Source organism: Methylocapsa polymorpha, from assembly GCF_045689225.1.
GTDB classification, from domain to species: Bacteria; Pseudomonadota; Alphaproteobacteria; order Rhizobiales; family Beijerinckiaceae; genus Methylocapsa; species Methylocapsa polymorpha.
In genome coordinates this window covers 2,881,652-2,899,990 of the sequence record NZ_CP136862.1, presented here as the reverse complement: position 1 = coordinate 2,899,990, position 18,339 = coordinate 2,881,652, and the positions used below count along the sequence as shown (strand labels likewise).

15 protein-coding genes are annotated in these 18,339 nt (G+C 60.8%); 9 read left to right on the top strand and 6 right to left on the bottom strand.

Going from position 1 to position 18,339, the window contains the following annotated elements; all coding sequences use genetic code 11:
- Positions 1 to 78: 78 nt before the first annotated feature.
- The 9 genes from sdhC (at position 79) to RZS28_RS13325 (ending at position 11,337) form a co-directional block, all read left to right on the top strand.
- Complete coding sequence (sdhC, locus tag RZS28_RS13365; RefSeq protein ID WP_407341127.1) at positions 79 to 492, top strand: succinate dehydrogenase, cytochrome b556 subunit; 414 nt, start codon at positions 79 to 81, stop codon at positions 490 to 492.
- A 52-nt stretch (positions 493 to 544) separates the two neighbouring features.
- Positions 545 to 937: a succinate dehydrogenase, hydrophobic membrane anchor protein gene (gene sdhD / locus RZS28_RS13360; RefSeq protein WP_407338232.1), complete on the top strand. Its 393-nt coding sequence runs from the start codon at positions 545 to 547 to the stop codon at positions 935 to 937.
- 64 nt (positions 938 to 1,001) lie between these two features.
- Positions 1,002 to 2,840, top strand: coding sequence for a succinate dehydrogenase flavoprotein subunit (gene sdhA, locus RZS28_RS13355; RefSeq protein ID WP_407338231.1), 1,839 nt, complete (start codon positions 1,002 to 1,004; stop codon positions 2,838 to 2,840).
- A 60-nt stretch (positions 2,841 to 2,900) separates the two neighbouring features.
- Entirely contained in the window at positions 2,901 to 3,674 is a 774-nt protein-coding gene (locus tag RZS28_RS13350) for a class I SAM-dependent methyltransferase (protein ID WP_407338230.1), read from the top strand.
- 182 nt (positions 3,675 to 3,856) lie between these two features.
- Complete coding sequence (locus tag RZS28_RS13345) at positions 3,857 to 4,636, top strand: succinate dehydrogenase iron-sulfur subunit (RefSeq protein ID WP_407338229.1); 780 nt, start codon at positions 3,857 to 3,859, stop codon at positions 4,634 to 4,636.
- Positions 4,637 to 4,806: 170 nt separating this feature from the next.
- Complete coding sequence (locus RZS28_RS13340; protein WP_407338228.1) at positions 4,807 to 5,361, top strand: transglycosylase SLT domain-containing protein; 555 nt, start codon at positions 4,807 to 4,809, stop codon at positions 5,359 to 5,361.
- A gap of 202 nt (positions 5,362 to 5,563) precedes the next feature.
- On the top strand, positions 5,564 to 6,790 hold the full coding sequence (locus RZS28_RS13335; protein WP_407338227.1) for an efflux RND transporter periplasmic adaptor subunit: 1,227 nt from the start codon (positions 5,564 to 5,566) through the stop codon (positions 6,788 to 6,790).
- A gap of 177 nt (positions 6,791 to 6,967) precedes the next feature.
- On the top strand, positions 6,968 to 10,108 hold the full coding sequence (locus RZS28_RS13330) for an efflux RND transporter permease subunit (protein WP_407338226.1): 3,141 nt from the start codon (positions 6,968 to 6,970) through the stop codon (positions 10,106 to 10,108).
- 11 nt (positions 10,109 to 10,119) lie between these two features.
- A complete protein-coding gene (locus RZS28_RS13325) occupies positions 10,120 to 11,337 on the top strand; it encodes a lytic murein transglycosylase (protein ID WP_407338225.1) in 1,218 nt (405 codons plus the stop codon).
- A gap of 64 nt (positions 11,338 to 11,401) precedes the next feature.
- Here the strand turns inward: RZS28_RS13325 and RZS28_RS13320 are convergent, their stop codons facing one another.
- From RZS28_RS13320 to coaD, 6 genes are all read right to left on the bottom strand, one after another.
- Positions 11,402 to 13,477 carry a hypothetical protein gene (locus tag RZS28_RS13320; protein ID WP_407338224.1) on the bottom strand — a complete coding sequence of 692 codons (2,076 nt, stop codon included), beginning with the start codon at positions 13,475 to 13,477 and terminating at the stop codon, positions 11,402 to 11,404.
- Between the two features lie 216 nt (positions 13,478 to 13,693).
- Complete coding sequence (gene tgt, locus RZS28_RS13315; protein ID WP_407338223.1) at positions 13,694 to 14,824, bottom strand: tRNA guanosine(34) transglycosylase Tgt; 1,131 nt, start codon at positions 14,822 to 14,824, stop codon at positions 13,694 to 13,696.
- Entirely contained in the window at positions 14,821 to 15,915 is a 1,095-nt protein-coding gene (queA, locus tag RZS28_RS13310; RefSeq protein ID WP_407338222.1) for a tRNA preQ1(34) S-adenosylmethionine ribosyltransferase-isomerase QueA, read from the bottom strand. Before queA ends, tgt begins: the two co-directional genes overlap by 4 nt.
- 143 nt (positions 15,916 to 16,058) lie before the next feature.
- Complete coding sequence (locus RZS28_RS13305) at positions 16,059 to 16,514, bottom strand: peptidylprolyl isomerase (protein ID WP_407338221.1); 456 nt, start codon at positions 16,512 to 16,514, stop codon at positions 16,059 to 16,061.
- A 708-nt stretch (positions 16,515 to 17,222) separates the two neighbouring features.
- On the bottom strand, positions 17,223 to 17,792 hold the full coding sequence (locus tag RZS28_RS13300; RefSeq protein ID WP_407338220.1) for a peptidylprolyl isomerase: 570 nt from the start codon (positions 17,790 to 17,792) through the stop codon (positions 17,223 to 17,225).
- A gap of 36 nt (positions 17,793 to 17,828) precedes the next feature.
- Entirely contained in the window at positions 17,829 to 18,332 is a 504-nt protein-coding gene (gene coaD, locus RZS28_RS13295) for a pantetheine-phosphate adenylyltransferase (RefSeq protein ID WP_407338219.1), read from the bottom strand.
- Positions 18,333 to 18,339: the final 7 nt, after the last annotated feature.

Here is an 18,339-nt window from a genome sequence, read left to right as displayed (position 1 = left end):
ACGACGTTTACGTTGCTCCATACCCCGGTTTGCGTTAATGGAGAAAAAATGAAGCTCAAGGGGGGCGAGTACAGATCGATGGCCGAGGTCGAGTTACGTCCTGGCAGCCTGGAGAGCCGGCGGCCGCTATCCCCGCATTTACAGATCTACCGCCCGACGCTGACCATGATGATGTCGATCGCCCATCGCATCACCGGCGCGGCGCTTTACGTCGGCACATTATTGCTGGCCTGGTTCTTGATCGCGGCGTCCACCGACGCCAGCGCCTTCGCGACTGTCGCCTATTTCCTGAACTCGCTTGTCGGAAAGCTGGTTCTGTTCGCATTCACCTGGGCCTTGTTCCATCACTTCCTGGGCGGCATACGTCACCTGATTTGGGACGCTGGCTATGGATTCGCTTATCCCCAGCGCGAATGGCTGGCGCAAGCCACTCTGATCGGCGGCGGCGTGCTGACGGCGGCCGTTTGGATCGCCGCTTTCCTGTTTCATTGAAGTCAGGCGTCCACGCCGAGCGCGCCGGCAGCATGTGAAGGATTTGGCAATTATGGCGAATGACCCCGCATCGACGAGAACCGCGGCGAGCCGGGTGCGTTTCCTCGGCGCAGCGAAGTCGGGAACGACGGATGCTTGGCGGATGCGCATCACCTCGGTCGCGCTCTTGCCTTTGACGATCGCTTTCGTCTGGATCGTTCTCTCGCTCGTCGGCAAGGATTACTCCGCGGCGCGCGCCGAGCTCGGCCAACCAGTTCCGGCGATTCTCTTGCTCCTCTTCATCTTGTCCGGCGTCTATCACATGAAGATCGGGATGCAGTCGATCATCGACGATTACGTTCATTCGCCGCATTTGAAGGACCTGTCGCTCATCGCCAATCTCTTCTTCTCTGTCAGCGTCGGCTTGGCTTGCATTTACGCAGTCTTGAAACTGAGCTTCGCCTGATCGGCGCAGGCTGCAGCCGATCCGCATGACCGCCGCCGCGCGTTAATTTTCGAAAGGCGATCGCATGGCCTTCAACAAAGCATCGAACGGAAGCGCCGCCCCGGCCCATAATGGGACGGCCTATCCGATCACCGATCATAGTTTCGACGTCATCGTCGTCGGCGCCGGCGGCGCGGGCTTGAGGGCGACGGTCGGCTGCGCCAAGGCCGGGCTGCGCACCGCCTGCATCAGCAAGGTTTTTCCGACCCGCTCGCACACGGTCGCCGCGCAAGGCGGCGTCGCCGCCGCCCTCGCCAACATGGGGCCGGACAAGTGGCAATGGCACATGTACGACACCGTGAAGGGGTCGGACTGGCTCGGCGATCAGGATTCGATCGAATATCTCTGCCGCAACGCGCCGGCCGCCGTTTTTGAGCTCGAGCATTGGGGCGTGCCCTTCTCGCGCACCGAAGACGGCCTTATCTATCAGCGGCCATTTGGGGGGATGACCACGGACTTCGGACATGGCCCGCCCGCGCTGCGCACATGCGCCGCGGCGGACCGCACCGGCCACGCCATGCTGCATACGCTGTATGGCCAGGCCCTGCGGCACGACACCGAATTCTTCATCGAATATTTCGCAATCGACATCATCATCGAAGACGGCCGCTGCCGCGGCGTCGTCTGCCTGAAACTCGACGATGGAACGATTCACCGGTTCCGTTCGCAGCTCGTGATTCTCGCGACCGGCGGATATGGGCGGGCGTATTTTTCAGCGACCTCGGCGCATACATGCACCGGCGACGGCAATGCGATGGTGCTGCGCGCTGGCCTTCCCCTGCAGGATATGGAGTTCGTGCAGTTCCACCCGACCGGCATCTATGGGGCCGGATGTTTGATCACCGAGGGCTCGCGCGGCGAGGGCGGCTATCTGACCAATTCCGAGGGCGAGCGTTTCATGGAGCGCTACGCGCCTTCGGTGAAGGATCTCGCCCCGCGCGACATCGTGTCCCGCTCAATGACCCTGGAAATCCGCGAAGGGCGCGGCGTCGGCAAGGCGAAGGACCATATCCATCTCCACCTCGAGCATCTCGACCCCAAGGTTCTGCACGAGCGCCTGCCCGGCATTTCCGAAAGCGCCAGGATCTTCGCCGGGGTGGACGTCACAAGGGAGCCGATCCCGGTGCTCCCGACCGCGCATTACAACATGGGCGGCATTCCGACGAATTTTCATGGCGAGGTCGTCATCAAGAAAAATGGCGATCCCGACCGGGTCGTGCCCGGCCTGATGGCGATCGGCGAAGCCGCCTGCGTCTCGGTCCATGGCGCAAACAGGCTCGGCTCGAATTCGCTTATTGATCTCGTCGTCTTCGGCCGCGCGGCGGGGCTTCGCGCCGCGGAGCTCGTGACCCCCGGCGCAAAGCAGCAGGATCTTTCGGCCAATTCCGCCGACTTCGCCCTTTCCCGCCTCGACCATTTCCGGCACGCCAAGGGCGATATCCCGACCGCCGAGCTGCGGCTGCGGATGCAGAAAGTCATGCAGAATGATTGCGCCGTCTATCGCACCGGCGCGACGCTGGAGGAAGGCAAACGGCTGATCGGCGAGGTCTGGGAGGCCAAGGACCATATTTCCGTCACTGACCGTTCGCTGATCTGGAATTCCGACCTGATTGAGACCTTGGAATTCGACAATCTCATCGTCCAGGCGGTCGTCACCATGGTCGGCGCCGCGAACCGGACGGAATCGCGCGGCGCCCATGCACGGGAAGACTATACTGAGCGTGACGATGTGAATTGGATGAAGCACACATTGGCCTCGATCGACGCCGACGCGCACAAGGTGACGATCGACTATCGCCCTGTGCATACCCAAACCATGACAAATGAGATGCAGTCGATCGAGCCCAAGGCGAGGGTTTATTGAAGGACGAGATTCAATTATGATAGAGGTCGTCGAATAACTCGCTCTTGCAGGAATTTTTACATGACGCATTCAGTCGAGGACACTCTTCTGGAGTTTCAAAACGATGTCGCGTCCAAATATCATCCCGAATTTGTCGCCGGCGGTTATGCTCAGGATGATGGCACGGTTGAATTCTATCAACGTGTGGTTGCGGTTCTTCCCGAAGGGGCGACGGTGCTGGACCTCGGCGCTGGCCGCGGCGCGCAGTTCGACAGCAACGGACCGTGGAGGCATTGGCTAGTCCGGCTCGGCAAGAAATATGCGCGCAGGGTCGGGGTTGACGTAGACCCCGCGGTCAAGACAAATCCGGAACTCGATCAGGCGGAAATTGTTGAGCCCGGAAAGCCGCTGCCTTTCGCGGATCAGACCTTCGATCTCATCCTTTGTGACTGGGTCGTGGAGCATATCGAGGATCCGCAATCCTTTGCGGAGGAGGTCCGGCGGGTGCTCAAGGTCGGCGGCTGGTTCTGCGCCCGCACACCCAATCGCTGGAGCTATTTCAGCATCGGCGCCAGAATCCTGTCGGGCGCCATGGAAATGAAAGTGCTTCGCCTGTTGCAACCAAAGCGGCGCGAGGCGGACGTCTTTCCCAAATTCTACAGGTTGAACACGCTGCGCGACGTTCGGGAGCGGTTCGCCGCCGATCAATGGACAAACGCGACCTATACGAGCAATCCGGGCGCGGTTTATCATGGGAACAATGTCTTGCTCTATCGTCTCCTGACATTGTTCCAGAAGCTCACCCCGCCCTCGCTTGGAACAGTGATCCTCATCTTCGCGCGCCGCACTGCTTAGCAATCGGAGTCAAGGACGGCCATGATTCAATTTGCAGGGGCCGATCTCTGGATTTTGCGTCGGCGCTTTATGCGCAGGATGTTAGGGCGTGACCGAATGATCCTGAAGGATTGCTATTTTTCAGTCGTCGAGTAGACCCAGACGCAGTCCGCCCGCCAGCCGCCGCTCCTCCGAGGTTTTTCATGGTCGAATTCGCCCTTCCCGCAAATTCACGCCCCACCGCCGGCAAGACTTGGCCGAAACCCGCCGGCGCAAAACGTCTCAAAGAGTTTCGCATCTATCGATGGAGCCCCGACGACGGGCAAAATCCGCGAATCGACACTTATTTCATCGATCGCGACGATTGCGCGCCGATGGTTCTCGACGCCCTCATCTGGCTCAAGTCCCACATCGATCCGACGCTGACCTTCCGGCGCTCCTGCCGCGAAGGCGTCTGCGGATCCTGCGCGATGAATATCGACGGGACCAATACGCTCGCCTGCACAAAGGACATGGACGACGTCAAGGGCCCGGTCAGAATCTATCCGCTGCCGCATCTGTCGGTTGTGAAGGATCTCGTACCGGACCTCACCAATTTCTACGCCCAGCACGCCTCGATCGAGCCCTGGCTGCAAACGACAACGCCGGCGCCCGAGAAGGAATGGCGGCAGTCGCCGATCGAGCGCGAAAAGCTCGATGGCCTCTATGAATGCATCCTCTGCGCCTGCTGCTCGACCTCCTGCCCGAGCTATTGGTGGAACGACGACCGCTATCTCGGGCCTGCCGCACTTTTGCAGGCCTATCGCTGGCTCATCGATTCCCGCGACGAAGCGGCGGGCGAGCGGCTCGACAATGTCGAGGATCCATTCCGCCTGTATCGCTGCCACACGATCATGAATTGCGCAAAGGCCTGCCCCAAGGGACTGAACCCGGCCAAGGCCATCGCCGAAATCAAGAGCCTATTGATCGAGCGCCAGCTCTAAAGCCATCTTACTAGCGCGCGGGAAGCGACGCGCCGCCGCTCAAATTAGGGCTGCCTCATCCGCTTGTGTTGTCTCAAAGCAACACAGGCGAACTCAATTCTTAACCATCTCTCCCTGCCCTTTTCCAGCCGCAATCCATTCTGAAAAAGAGGGATCGCGGAGGAATCGTTATGTGGCGCAATCTCTTGTGCACGCTGGCCGGATCGCTCTCCTGTTCGGTCGGCATCGCGGCGGCGGATGAACGGCCAAAGACATATGACGAAATGATCGCGCGCCAGGCCGAGATTCATGGCGTCCCGGAGGCCTTCGTCCATCGCATCGTGAAGCGCGAGAGCCGTTATCATCCTGGCCTCGTCCATCGCCATTGCTTCGGCCTCATGCAGATCAAATATGCGACGGCGCGCGAAATGGGCTATAAGGGCGACGTAAAAGGCCTTCTCGATCCGAAAATCAACCTCACCTACGCTGTGCCTTATCTCGCCAACGCCTATCAGCTCGCCGATGGCGACGAGGATCGCGCCGTGACCCTGTTCAGCAGCGGCTATTATTACACGGCGAAACAAAAGAAGGCGCTCGTTACATTGCGGACCGCGTCCTCTCCGCCGGTCGTCGCCGAGTCGACATCGACGCCGCCCGAACCCGCAGCGCCGCAAAACCCGCTCTCCGGGGTCTTATCCTTTCTGGCCGGCGCCGACGAATCCGGACCGACAGGCGCGGCGCAATAGCAAACAGCCGCCGCAGAAAACAGCCACGATTTCGTGATTCCGAACAAACGCTAAAATGCTCTAGGCTGTCCTGAATAGCCGTCGCCGCCCTTCCAAAAGGGATGCGGGCCTTGGGGTAGAGACAGTCGCATTGCACCAACTCGCATCCTTTTTTCCGGCGCGGCGCTCGCTCGTCCGCGCCCTAGCTGCGTTCAGACTTTTTTTGGCCGCGCACGATGCTCGCACGCCAACCAAACGCAGACGTTTCACGAGCCAGCTCAGATCCGGCGCGATCGCGCTCCTCATTGGGCTCTCCTTCAGCGAGGCTGCTTTCGCGCAGGGAGCCCCGGCCGGACCTCCAGCCGTCGGCGTCGTCCGGGTCGAGCGAAAGCCGATTACGGAAAGCAATGAATTCATTGGCCGCGTCCAAGCCATTGATCGTGTGGACATAGTCGCCCGCGTGACCGCCTTTCTCGAAGAGGTCGACTTCAAGGATGGCGCCGAGGTCAAGAAAGGCGCCGTGCTCTATCGGCTCGAGCGCGGGCCGTTCGAGGCTGATCTCGCCGCCAAGGAGGCTGTGGCCGATCAAATGGACGCGCAATTGGTCAACGCCAGCATCACGCTCGACCGCGCGCAAAAACTGCTCCGGACCCAGGCCGGCGCCCAGGCGACGGTCGATTCATCGCTCGCCGCGCAACGCAGCTATGAGGCGCAATTACTCGGCGCCAAGGCCAGCGCGAAGCAATCAAAGATCAACCTTGATTATACGATCATTTCTTCGCCGATCGACGGCAAGATCGGACGCACTGCGGTCACGCCGGGCAATGTCGTGAGCCCGAGCAGCGGCGTTCTCGTCACCGTCGTCGGACAAGATCCGATGTATGTCCTTTTCCCGGTCTCTGTGCGCACCTTCATCGCATTGCGCGAACGCTATGCCGAAATCGGCGGATTCTTCGATGCCGTGGCCGTCCGGATTCGGCTGCCCGATGGGCGCATCTATGGTCAGCTAGGCAAGGTCGACTTCATCGACAATACCGTCCAGACCTCGACCGACACCATCATGCTGCGGGCGACCATCCCCAATCCGCCTCTGCCGACAAAGGCGAGCGACGGCGCAACCTCATCGCGCGAGCTCGCCGACACCGAGTTCGTCAGCGTCTCTCTTGAAGGCGTCAAGCCAGTCGAGATCCTCGCCGTTCCCCGAGCGGCGATCCTCTCGGATCAGCAAAGCGACTATGTCTATGTCGTCGATAAGGACGGCAAGGCGCAACGGCGAAACGTGAAGCTCGGCCAGTCGACCCCGACGACAGCCTCGCTGGGGAGCGGCGTGACGGAAGGCGAATTGGTCATTGTCGAGGGACTACAGAGGGTGCGGCCGGGACAGCCCGTAGCGGCGGGACCCGCGACGCCGCTCCCTTTGCTGCCCGACTCGACCGCTTCGGCGAAATAGCGAGGCGCGCCGCGGCGACGGAGCGGCGCAAGAGCGTATTTGTCGGAGCGCTTCCCGGTCGCTGGCTCATGCGGCCGGGCGGAATCGAGCCAATCAGCTTTTTCGAGACATGCCGTCGTCTTGAAGAGGAGCGGCGCCAACGCCCGTCGTCGGCGTTTCAAGTTTTGAGGCGAGTGAATGCTTTCTTCGGTTTTCGTCGATCGGCCGCGGCTCGCGATCGTGATCGCAATCATCATCACGATTGCAGGCGCCCTCGCGCTGTTTCGCATCCCCGTGTCGCAGTTTCCCGACATCGTGCCGCCGCAGGTCCAGGTGACGGCGAATTATCCGGGTGCGTCCGCCCAGGTCGTCGAAGCCTCCGTCGCTCAGCCTCTCGAGGCCCAGATGGTCGGCGTCGATAAGATGATCTACATGAAATCGACGAGCGGCAATGACGGCACCTACAACCTCACCGTCAGCTTCAGGCTCGACAGCTCTCCGGACATCGACACCGTCAATGTGAACAACCGGGTCCAGACAGCGCTTGCGCAATTGCCCGCGCAAGTAACGCAGCAGGGGCTCACCGTCCAAAAACAATCCTCGGCCGTCCTGCAATTCATGATGCTCTACAGCGAGACCGGCGAGCAGGACCCTCTCTTCATCAGCAATTACGCGACAATCAACGTGCTCGACGAATTGTCGCGCACGCCCGGCGTCGGGCAAGCCATGCTCTTCGCCAAGCTCACATATTCGATGCGCATCTGGTTCGATATCCAGCGGCTGGTCAGCCTCAATCTGGCGCCCTCCGACGTCACCAATGCGATCCTGGCCCAGAACGTTCAAGCGCCGATCGGCCGCATCGGCGCGCGTCCGATCGCGGCGGATCAGCAATTCCAGATCAATCTGGAAACTCAAGGCCGTCTGACGACGCCGGAGGAATTCGGCAATATTGTCCTTCGCGCCAACCCGGACGGATCTATCGTTCGAATCCGCGACGTCGCCCGCGTGGAGATGGGCGCGCAAAACATGGACAATGAGGGACGCCTCTCCGGCAAGGCCGCGGTGGCCATCGGAATATATCTTTCGCCCGGCGCCAATGCGGTCGAAACCGCGGGCCTCGTGCAGAAAACCCTGACCAAGGTCGCGGCCCGCTTTCCCGCCGGCTTGAAGTACAAGGTCGTCTATGATTCGACGACCTTCGTCTCGGCCACGATTCACGAGGTCCTGCGCACCTTGATCGAGGCTTTCGTCCTCGTCGTCCTCGTCGTGTTTCTGTTCCTCGGCAGCTTGCGCGCCACTGTCATTCCTTCGGTCGCCGTTCCCGTCAGCCTGATCGGCACTTTCGCGGTTCTCCTGGCGATCGGCTATTCCGCCAATACGGTCTCCCTGCTCGCCCTCGTCCTGGCGATCGGCATCGTCGTCGACGACGCCATCGTCGTCGTTGAAAATGTCGAGCGCGTGATGGAGGAGGAGCCTGATCTCACCCCTGCGCAAGCGACCAAGAAAGCGATGGAGCAGATCACCGCGCCAATCATCGCGATCACCTTGGTGCTTCTGTCCGTGTTCGTGCCGATCGCCTTCATTCCCGGCGTTTCCGGCCAGCTTTTCCGTCAATTCGCGGTCACGATCAGCGTCGCCATGCTGATCTCGGCCTTGAACGCGCTCACCTTGTCGCCGGCTCTCTGCGCGCTCGTGCTTCGGCCGGGCGCGCAAAATCGCGGACCGATGCGATGGATCTTGCGCGCCATCGACGCCACGAGGGACTTCTACGCCGGCGTGGTTGGTCGCCTCGTGCGCGTCGCGATCCTCGGCCTCATCCTCATCGCGGCTTTTGGCGCAGGCGTTTTCGCCCTCTCGCTGAAAACGCCGACGGGCTTCCTGCCGGAGGAGGATCAGGGCGCCTTCTTCATGGCGATCCAACTCCCCGACGGGGCTTCGGTCTCGCGCACAAGCGACACAGTGCGGCAGGTGGAAAAGCTCCTGCTCGCCATGCCGCAGGTTCAAGATACTTTCGCTATCATCGGCTTTTCGCTGCTCGATGGGGTCAGCGAATCCAACAACGCCTTCGTCGTCGCCAATCTCAAGCCGTTCGAAGATCGCGCGAAAGCGGCCGACTCTGCGCAGGCCTTGATCGCCAAGGTCTTCGGCGACGCGCGCCAGATCCGAACCGCCTCGGTGATCGCCTTCAACCTGCCGCCGATCATTGGTCTTTCAACCTCTGGAGGTTTTGAATATCAGCTCGAGGCGCTCGAAGGCCAGGATCCGGCCGCCATAGGGAGCGTCATGCAGGGACTCGTAGCGGCGGCGAACGGAAACCCCGCGCTCACCCAGGTTTTTTCGACCTTCAGCGCGAGCAATCCTTCGATCTATCTTGATATTGATCGCGACAAGGCGCAGGCCCTCGGCGTCAACATCGCCGACATATTCGCTGCGCTCCAGGCCACGCTCGGCGGAACCTACATCAATAACTTCAATCTTTACGGCCGCACATGGCAGGTCAATCTGCAAGGCGAAGCCGCCGATCGCCGCGATTTTTCGTCGATCTGGCAGATCTATGTGCGCACCAAAACCAATACGATGGCGCCGCTGCAGTCGCTGGCTTCGATCCGCACGGTTCTCGGTCCTCAGGTCATCACGCGCTACAACAATTATCGCTCGGTCACGGTCAATGGCGCGCCCGCGCCGGGGGTCTCCTCCGGCGGCGCGCTGCAGGCTATGGAAGAGGTTTCGGCAAAGACGCTGCCGCCGGGCTACACATATGAATGGACCGGCACCGCCTATCAGGAGCACGAAGCGTCCGGGCAAACCGGCGTCATCCTCGCGCTGGCGCTTCTCTTCGCCTATCTGTTTCTCGTCGCGCTTTACGAGAGCTGGGTCATTCCCGTTCCGGTGCTTCTGTCGGTCGCGGTCGCCGTGTTCGGCGCTTTCGTCGGCGTTCTCTACGCCGAACTGCCGCTCAATCTTTACGCCCAGATCGGCCTCGTCGTGCTTGTCGCCCTGTCGGCGAAAAACGGCATTCTCATCGTGGAATTCGCCAAGGAGCAACGCGAGCGCGGAATGGATATTCGCGAAGCCGCGCAGCTCGGCGCGCGGATGCGTTTTCGTGCCGTGATGATGACGTCGATCGCCTTTATCCTCGGCCTTGTTCCGCTTGTCCTCGCGCATGGCGCGGCGCAGATCAGCCGCCGCGCGCTCGGCACGCCGGTTTTCGCCGGAATGATCGCCGCGAGCGCGATTGGCATATTCTTGATTCCCATGCTCTACGTGACCTTCGAAACCCTGCGCGAAGGAAAAATTCGGCTGCCGCGGAAAAAGCCTGTTCCACGCGACGCGGCTTGAGGCGAAGGACTTTGCGGCGCCTCGGCCTCATCCTCCTGCTTGCTGTCTCTCTCTGCACTCCGGCGCAAGCCGGGGCGGCGGAGCGATCGGCGCCCGCGAGCGCCGAGTTTCAACAATTCCTGCAGGCGATCTGGCCCCTCGCGCAAGCCAAGGGAGTCAGACGCGAGACCTTCGACGCCGCGCTCCAAGGGCTCGAGCCTGACCCCGCCGCGCCCACGGCGGCGAGCAAACAAGCGGAATTCGACAAGCCTTTGAGCGCCTATCTCGCCGAGGCGGTCTCGGCGCAGCGCATCCAACGCGGCCGCGCCGCCTTGAAGCAATGGGACGCCGATCTCGTGCGAATCGAGCCCCGTTTCGGCGTCCCGCGTGAAATCCTTGTCGCCACTTTCGGAGTCGAGAGCGATTATGGACGTGCGCAGGATGGAAAGGACCTCATCCGTTCGCTCGCGACATTGGCGTTTAAGCGCCAGGACCGCGCGCTCTTCCTCGACGAATTCGTGAGCGCCCTCGTCATCCTCGACAAGGGCGAGGTTCCTCGCGCAAGACTGACAGGGTCCTGGGCCGGCGCCATGGGCGGACCGCAATTCATTCCCTCGGCCTATCTCAAATATGCGGTCAGCGCCGATGGATCGGCTTTTCCCGATATTTGGGGCAGGCCGCAAGACAGCCTGGCCTCGATCGCGAATTTCCTGCGCCAATCCGGGTGGCGGCCGGGCCTGCCCTGGGGAATCGAAGTCATTCTCCCACAAAACTTCGACTTCGCCTCGCTACACCGCAGCTTCGCCGATTTCGCCAATCTCGGCGTCGTAAGCGCGGACAAGAGCCCGCTTCCGTCAGCCGGTGAGGCGACTCTGTTCCTGCCTTCAGGCGCGCAAGGCCCGGCCTTTCTCCTCTCCGAAAATTACTGGGTTCTCAAGCAATATAACAATTCGGATTCCTACGCGGTGTCGCTCGGCCTTCTGGCCGACCGCATCAAAGGCGAGCCCGGGCTGCGCGGCCATTGGCCGGCCGGAGAGGTCTTTCTCAGCCGGACGCAGAAAGCGGAGATACAAAGCCTGCTGGAAAAGCTCGGCTTTTATAAAGGATCGATCGACGGCCGCTTCGGCCAAGCCTCGCGCGACGCGATCCACGATTTCCAGATTGGCGTCAAAGTCGCCCCGGCGGACGGCTACGGCTCGATGGATGTCCTCCGGCGGCTGAGGGAGGCCGCCGACGGCTCAGTTCAATGAGGCTCGAGCGTTTCCGCCGTCCGCGCTTTGAAGCGCGAACGGATCACTCGGGCGATGAGAAGATCTAGTCGATCGATTTGAGCAAAGCGTGGGCCTGGGCGATCAGATTCCTTGCCTCACCTTCGTCGATATTCTGGCCCTTGAATGCAGCGTTCTCGAGCATGGTTATCATCTTCCCCGCAATCTCGTTGCGTCGGTTGGTAAGGCCAACAATCTTGGCTTCGAGCGCGGCATAAGTCGCGTCGCTTCCTTGGAGGGCGCGGCTGGAAATGCCGGTGAGCGTCGTGATGCCTAGTTTGCCGGTTGGCGCATTGATCTGCTTATAAGCCTCCGCAAGCTCGCTCAACGTATCAGTGTGACCACGCAACGAAACCGGCAGCGCGTCATCATGTATTATTTCGAAAATGACGCGCCCGTCGTGGGCATAGTCATCACTGAGATGTGTCAGGCTGAGGATGGTGGGCCGGATATCGGTGTGATCGGTGAAGAGTTCATCGGTAAGGCCCAGATTGCGCACGCCGGGGCCGACAACGCCCAACCACGTCCGAACGATGTCCCGCTGGAAGTCGCCATGGTTCCAAGCGAAGTTGCGGGATTGCACGAAGCAGCTCGCCGCATCGGCTACCGGCGTGCAAAGCGGCGCCGTTTTTCCAGAAGCGGACAGGAAATAATCCGGGTTGCCGAACAGAACAAAGTTGGGCGTCCGATTGGGATCATGCGAGATCATGTGGAGCAAGGCTAGCTCCGCATGATCCGCCAGCGCCTGGGTGACATTGTTGTCGCCGCCGATGATCGGATCGAATCCCTTGAGGGCGGCGGCTTGCCGCTCCAGCTTGCGCGTGACCGGATCGGTCTGCGCGGGATTGCCCTTGATATGGACGCTCGGCGCATCATCGGAGTGCACGCTGAAAGCCGTCGTATTGGCGAACTCCGTTGCGTAAACCAGACTTAGGTCGGCGTCGACCTCCCCCTTTGCACCCGTCGGGTAGCTGCAGGGAATGTGGATGCCATCGCACCCGGCTGGTACGGCCCGAGCAACCGACCCCGCGAAATGGTCGTTCTCATCGGCGGTGATCACGAACAGCGTGTTATCGGGAGTGATTCCGTGAGCCTTGAGTCGCGCGAAGAACTTGCTGAAGGCCGAATCGTAAGCCTGCAACTGGAAGACGTAGCCAGCCTCGCCGGGACCAAACGTCCCATCCGGATTGGCCGGGGCGTTGGGATAGTTGTGGTTATCGTGCGCGTCCTCGATATAGAGATAGACGACGGGGACGCCGGCCTCGAGCATCTGCGCGGCATAGCCAAGAGTCTGCGAAGGCGTCGGAGAGAAGCCCGACGGGAATCCGTCATTGCCGGAGCCGTCGGTGATGTGGTTGCCATCGAGATCGAGCACATAGCCGAGGCCCTTGTTGATCGCCGGCGCCACGTATTTATTGCCGAAGAGCGCCAGGAAGCCGCTGTAACCGCCCGGTTCGTCGTTGAGCGCGTCAGGCCTGGCATGAGCTGAGCCGCTGCAAAGGCGGCTATTCTGCGCGCAATGAATTGCGATTCCCTCGAAGTCCGCCAACGCCAAGGTGTGGTTGGTTAGGTTCTCGTTATGCTCGGGGGAGGTCGGCCCGAACACGTTATCGACGTCGGTGGTCGTGTTCTCAAATTCAATATTCGCGAGCGAGAAGGCCCCAACATCGCAGCCAACGCGGGTGAACGGAACCCATGGCGCAGGGTGGATTTTTCCGCGCTGGTCGACCATCTGCGGAACGTTCACGGGATTTTGCGCCGTACCCTCATTGACCTGATCAGTCCAGTAGGCAAACGAGCTGGTGAAATGAGGAGTCCCAGTCGGATCGAAATAGCCGAAACTGTTGCCGACCGCGAAACCAAACTTTTCACCATAGACGCCGGTCAACGAAGTCAGGATGTCAACCGACGTGTGCGAAATCAGCGGCGTGTGATGATTGGCGAGCAACGCGCCGTTGTTCTTCAGAAAATGCAGGAGGCTCGGTATCTGCTCGAGATCCGAGGGGACATTCGGGTTGTCCCTGTGCAAATGAACATTATCGAATTGCAGATAGACAATGTGCTGGACGCCATTGCCAAGCTTGCAGTTTGTCGCCGCAAGAGCCGGTGCGGCGCCCGCCATCAGCAGCGCGACAGCTGCCCCTGCGGCGCAGTGAGTTATTTTGTGCATCTAGAGTCCTCTGGGTTTGGTTGTACGGACGATACAATCCGCGTCATGCGCGAATTGCCCAAACCTAGTACTGGACTGTTACTCACCGAGGTCAGATCGGTTGCACATTTATGAAGCTGGCGTGACTCTGCGCCTTCAAGCTGGAGCTGGCGGGTCGGTAGCCTCCGTTCAAATTGCCCGCGCCTCGCCGCCGCGCCATGCCTCTTTCGTCTCGGCGCAAAAGGCCTCGAAACGGCCGGCCGCGATCGCGCCCCGCGCGCGCTCCATCAGCCCCTCATAATAGGCGAGGTTGATCTCCGTCAGCAGCATCATGCCAAGAATCTCGCCGCATTTGATGAGATGGTGCAAATAGGCGCGCGAGTAGGTCCGCGCGGCGGCGCAATCAGAGAGTGGATCGACGGGCGCCGGATCGGCGGCGTGGCGCGCATTGCGCAGATTGAGCCGGCCAAGCCTTGTGTAGGCGAGGCCATGGCGCCCTGCCCGGGTCGGCATCACGCAATCGAACATGTCGATTCCGCGCCGCACGGATTCGAGGAGATCGTCCGGCGCGCCGACGCCCATGAGATAGCGTGGTTTTTCGTGCGGAAGGTGGGGCATTGCACATTCGATCATGGCGAGCATGATTTCTTGCGGCTCTCCCACGGCGAGGCCGCCGAGCGCATAGCCGTCAAAGCCCATACCCATGAGAGCCTTGGCGCTTTCGATACGCAAGGATTCGCTCGCGCCGCCCTGGACGATGCCAAACAGCGCGCGTCCCGGCCGGGCCGCGAAGGCGGTCTGGGAGCGCTCCGCCCAGCGCAGCGACAAAAGCATGGCGCGGCGCGCTTCTTCTTCCGAGCAGGGAAGCCTGACGCATTCGTCGAATTGCATCTGGATATCGGCGCCGAGCAGGTCCTGAATCTCCATCGACCGCTCCGGCGTCAGAAGATGCCGCGCGCCATCGATATGCGATTGGAAGGTTACGCCATTCTCGTCGAGTTTCCTGAGCTTGGCGAGCGACATCACCTGGAAGCCCCCGGAGTCGGTCAGGATCGGCCAGGGCCAATTCATGAATTTATGCAGGCCGCCGAGTTCGGCGATGCGCTCGGCGCCGGGCCGCAACATGAGATGATAGGTGTTGGCGAGCACGATATCGGCGCCGAGCGCCTTCACGGCTTCCGGGCGCATCGCCTTGACGGTCGCCGCCGTCCCGACCGGCATGAAGGCCGGCGTGCGAATTTTTCCGCGAGGCGTCTCTATTGCACCGGTGCGCGCGGAGCCATCGCATCGCGCGACCTCGAAATGGAAGCCTTCGCTCATGAAGGCTCCCTTGGCGCGGCCGGAAACAACAGACAAGCGTCGCCATAACTGTAGAATCGATAGCCCGCCGCGATGGCGTGCTTGTAGGCCGCCTGCATGAGATCAAGGCCGGAGAACGCCGCGACCAACATGAAAAGCGTCGAACGGGGTAGATGGAAATTGGTCAAGAGCGCATCGACCGCCTTGAACGCATAGCCTGGCGTGATGAAGATCGACGTATCTCCAGAAAAAGCGTCGATCGTTCCGTCCGCTATGGCGGCGGATTCGAGAATGCGCAAGCTGGTCGTGCCCGCGGCGATTATGCGCCCCCCGGAGGCGCGCGCCCGGTTCAAGGCGTCGGCCGTCGCCGCACTCACCTCGCCCCATTCGGCGTGCATCTTGTGGTCGGCCGTATCTTCGGCCTTGACCGGCAAAAACGTCCCTGCGCCCACATGGAGCGTCACTTTCTGGATCGAGACGCCGCGCTCAGCCAAGGCGGCCACAAGGGCGGGCGTGAAATGGAGGCTCGCGGTTGGCGCGGCGACAGCGCCCGGATGTTGCGCGAACAATGTTTGATAATCTCGCGCGTCGCGCTGATCGGTTGGGCGCTTGCCTGAAATATAAGGCGGCAAAGGCATATGTCCGATCCGCTCGATCGCCTTGTCGAGCTCCGCCCCAGCGAGCGCGAAAGCCAGCGCGATCTCGCCCTCTTCGCCTTTTTCGACGACTTCCGCTTCCAGGCCCTCGGCGTCATCCGAGCCATCGGCCGCGCGGAAGCGAATAATATCTCCCGGCTTCAATCTTTTGGCCGGCCGCGCAAAGGCGCGCCAAACCGCGGCGCTCTCGCGTTTATGCAGCGTCGCTTCGATCCACGCGCCGGCGTAGCCCCTGGCGCGAAAGCCCTCGAGCCGCGCCGGGATGACGCGCGTGTCATTGACGACGAGAACATCGCCCGGCGCGAAACGGTCGGGCAGGTCGCGGATCATGCGATCCTCGAAGGGCGCCGGAAGATCCGGGCGAACGACAAGAAGCCGCGCCGCGTCGCGCGGCTCGGCGGGCCGCAGCGCGATCCGATCGGGAGGCAGATCGAAGTCGAAAAGGTTTACGCGCATTTTGAAATTATTGCATGCGAGAGGATCGCCGCATGCAACATGTTTGCGCCTTAAGCTCCGGTGCGGAGTTTGAGACCGCCAACAGTGCGTCGGGCCCGACGCCCCACTTAAGCCCGGGCGCGACGCGCTTCAGGCAGGTCCATTCAGCTCACGGTCGCGCTGATGATCTTATCGGGATCGCGCACCGGTTCGCCGCGCTTGATCTTGTCGACGTTCTCCATGCCCGAAGTCACCTTGCCCCAGACCGTATATTGGCGGTCGAGAAAGCGCGCATCGGCGAAGACAATGAAGAATTGCGAATTGGCGGAATTCGGGTCCTGCGCCCGCGCCATGGAGCAGACGCCGCGCACATGCGGCTCGGCGTTGAACTCAGCCTTGAGGTTAGGGTATTTCGACCCGCCCGTCCCAGTGCCATGCGGGCAACCCGTCTGCGCCATGAACCCTTCGATGACGCGATGGAAAACAATGCCGTCGTAGAATTTCTCGGCCACGAGTTTCTTGATGTGCTCGACATGGCCCGGCGCGAGATCGGGCCGCATTTCGATCACCACGGGCCCTTGCGTGGTCTCCAATGTGAGCGTGTTACCGGCTTCCGGCATGCGGAACTCCTGCTTGATTGACGTCCTTCGTGGCCGACGCAATAGCCGATGCGCGCGCTGAGGTAAACCGCAAGGGGGGCCGGCGGGGAGGTCAGGCGGCGCCCGAGAAAGAGCGGCTAGAGCATGTTCCGAAAAAGTTGATCGACTTTATTCGATCAGAACATGCTCCAACTCTTTGAATTTGAGCGATTCCTTTTCGATCAGATGATTCCATCCGATCGGGAAGCGCTCTAGGGAATCGAGCCGCCAAATCGCGCGAGCGAGGCGCGGCTGGAGCGAGGCTTCGCATCCAAAGTCTTCGTGACATAAAGTCTTCGTGACATAAAGTCTTCGTGACATTAAAGGCTTGGCGGCGCGAAATTGTGATTAAACTTGAAGTAAGAGGCCTATTTAAAATAGAGAAAAAAGTTCTTGCGCATCTGCTGGCGAATGCGCAAGAACGAGAACATGATTTCGTTAGGTTAAATCTATTTGCGGACGATTTCCGCCGGCACCCGCTATCAATAAATCTCGCAGCCCCCACATCGAGAATCACAGAAACAAGACTTCCATGCCCGAGAGCAAGGAGCGGGTCGCCGTTTTCATCGCGGCAACTATTCTATATTGCCGCGACAAAGGTCGTGCCGCATCCCCCAAATGGGATACAAGCTCAACTTTAGCTGTTTGCCGATGAGCCGGCTCTCGCTATCGTCGCGAAGCGGGGAGCGCCTATTTCGCTTTGCCCGAACCCGCGTCCGCCGCGATCTGCAGCTTGACGATCTTGTCGGGGTCCGTGACGGCGCCGTTATTTTCCTTTGCGCCCTTCTTGATCTTGTCGACGACATCCATCCCTGAGATCACTTGGCCGACAACGGTGTATTTGCCGTTGAGAAAGGAAGAGTCGCCAAAGCAGATGAAGAATTGCGAATTGGCCGAGTCCGGATCTTGCGAACGGGCCATACCAACCGTGCCGCGCTTGAATGGCTCGGCGGAAAATTCAGCCGGAATATTGGGCAGATCGGATTTTCCCATGCCGGTGCCGGTCGGATCGCCGGTTTGCGCCATGAAACCCTCGATGACGCGATGGAAGACAATCCCGTCGTAGAAACCGCGCTTCGTCAAGGCCTCTATCTGCGCGACATGCTTGGGCGCGAGATCCGGCCGCAGCAGAATCGTGATTCGGCCATTCTTGGTGTCCATATAGAGCGTGTTTTGCGGATCCTGCGCCGGCGCGGCGGCGAGATTGGAAAAGATGGCGAGAGCCAGGCCCAGGCCCAAAATCATTCGTTGAAGCGTCATTCGAGTTCAATCCTCCCTAGCGAACTGTCGGCAAGCCTATTTCGAGTCGCGCCGTTTAGCTTCGAGCGCGCGCGCCACGGCGCCCGGCACGAAATAGGACACGTCGCCTCCCATGCCGGCGATCTGGCGCACTAATGTCGCCGTAATATGACGGACCGTGGGAGAGGCGGCGAAAAACACCGTCTTCACCTCCGGCGCCATCGCCGCGTTCATGCCGGCCATCTGCATTTCATAGTCGAAGTCCGAGCCGTCGCGAAGACCCCGAACCATGAGAGTCGCGCCGGCGGCGCGCGCCGCGTCCACCGCAAGCCCCGAAAAGGTCTGCACCCGGAGCTTGCATGATCTTGCGGCGAGAAGGCCGCGACACGCCTCCTCGATGAGCCTCACGCGCTCCTCGATGCTGAAAAGCGGCGTCTTGCCCGGATTCACCCCGATTGCGACGATCAACTCGTCGCAAAGTCCCGCCGCGTTTTCGATCACGTCGACATGACCATTGGTCAAAGGATCGAAGGAGCCGGTATAGAGCGCGACGCGAGTCATGCGGTCC

What these genes read in the sequence shown, in the direction of transcription:
- sdhC (WP_407341127.1), top strand. Translation starts at nt 79, where the DNA reads ATGGCCGAGGTCGAGTTACGTCCTGGCAGCCTGGAGAGCCGGCGGCCG.
- sdhD (WP_407338232.1), top strand. Translation starts at nt 545, where the DNA reads ATGGCGAATGACCCCGCATCGACGAGAACCGCGGCGAGCCGGGTGCGT.
- sdhA (WP_407338231.1), top strand. Translation starts at nt 1,002, where the DNA reads ATGGCCTTCAACAAAGCATCGAACGGAAGCGCCGCCCCGGCCCATAAT.
- RZS28_RS13350 (WP_407338230.1), top strand. Translation starts at nt 2,901, where the DNA reads ATGACGCATTCAGTCGAGGACACTCTTCTGGAGTTTCAAAACGATGTC.
- RZS28_RS13345 (WP_407338229.1), top strand. Translation starts at nt 3,857, where the DNA reads ATGGTCGAATTCGCCCTTCCCGCAAATTCACGCCCCACCGCCGGCAAG.
- RZS28_RS13340 (WP_407338228.1), top strand. Translation starts at nt 4,807, where the DNA reads ATGTGGCGCAATCTCTTGTGCACGCTGGCCGGATCGCTCTCCTGTTCG.
- RZS28_RS13330 (WP_407338226.1), top strand. Translation starts at nt 6,968, where the DNA reads ATGCTTTCTTCGGTTTTCGTCGATCGGCCGCGGCTCGCGATCGTGATC.
- RZS28_RS13320 (WP_407338224.1), bottom strand. Translation starts at nt 13,477, where the DNA reads ATGGCGGGCGCCGCACCGGCTCTTGCGGCGACAAACTGCAAGCTTGGC.
- tgt (WP_407338223.1), bottom strand. Translation starts at nt 14,824, where the DNA reads ATGAGCGAAGGCTTCCATTTCGAGGTCGCGCGATGCGATGGCTCCGCG.
- queA (WP_407338222.1), bottom strand. Translation starts at nt 15,915, where the DNA reads ATGCGCGTAAACCTTTTCGACTTCGATCTGCCTCCCGATCGGATCGCG.
- RZS28_RS13305 (WP_407338221.1), bottom strand. Translation starts at nt 16,514, where the DNA reads ATGCCGGAAGCCGGTAACACGCTCACATTGGAGACCACGCAAGGGCCC.
- RZS28_RS13300 (WP_407338220.1), bottom strand. Translation starts at nt 17,792, where the DNA reads ATGACGCTTCAACGAATGATTTTGGGCCTGGGCCTGGCTCTCGCCATC.
- coaD (WP_407338219.1), bottom strand. Translation starts at nt 18,332, where the DNA reads ATGACTCGCGTCGCGCTCTATACCGGCTCCTTCGATCCTTTGACCAAT.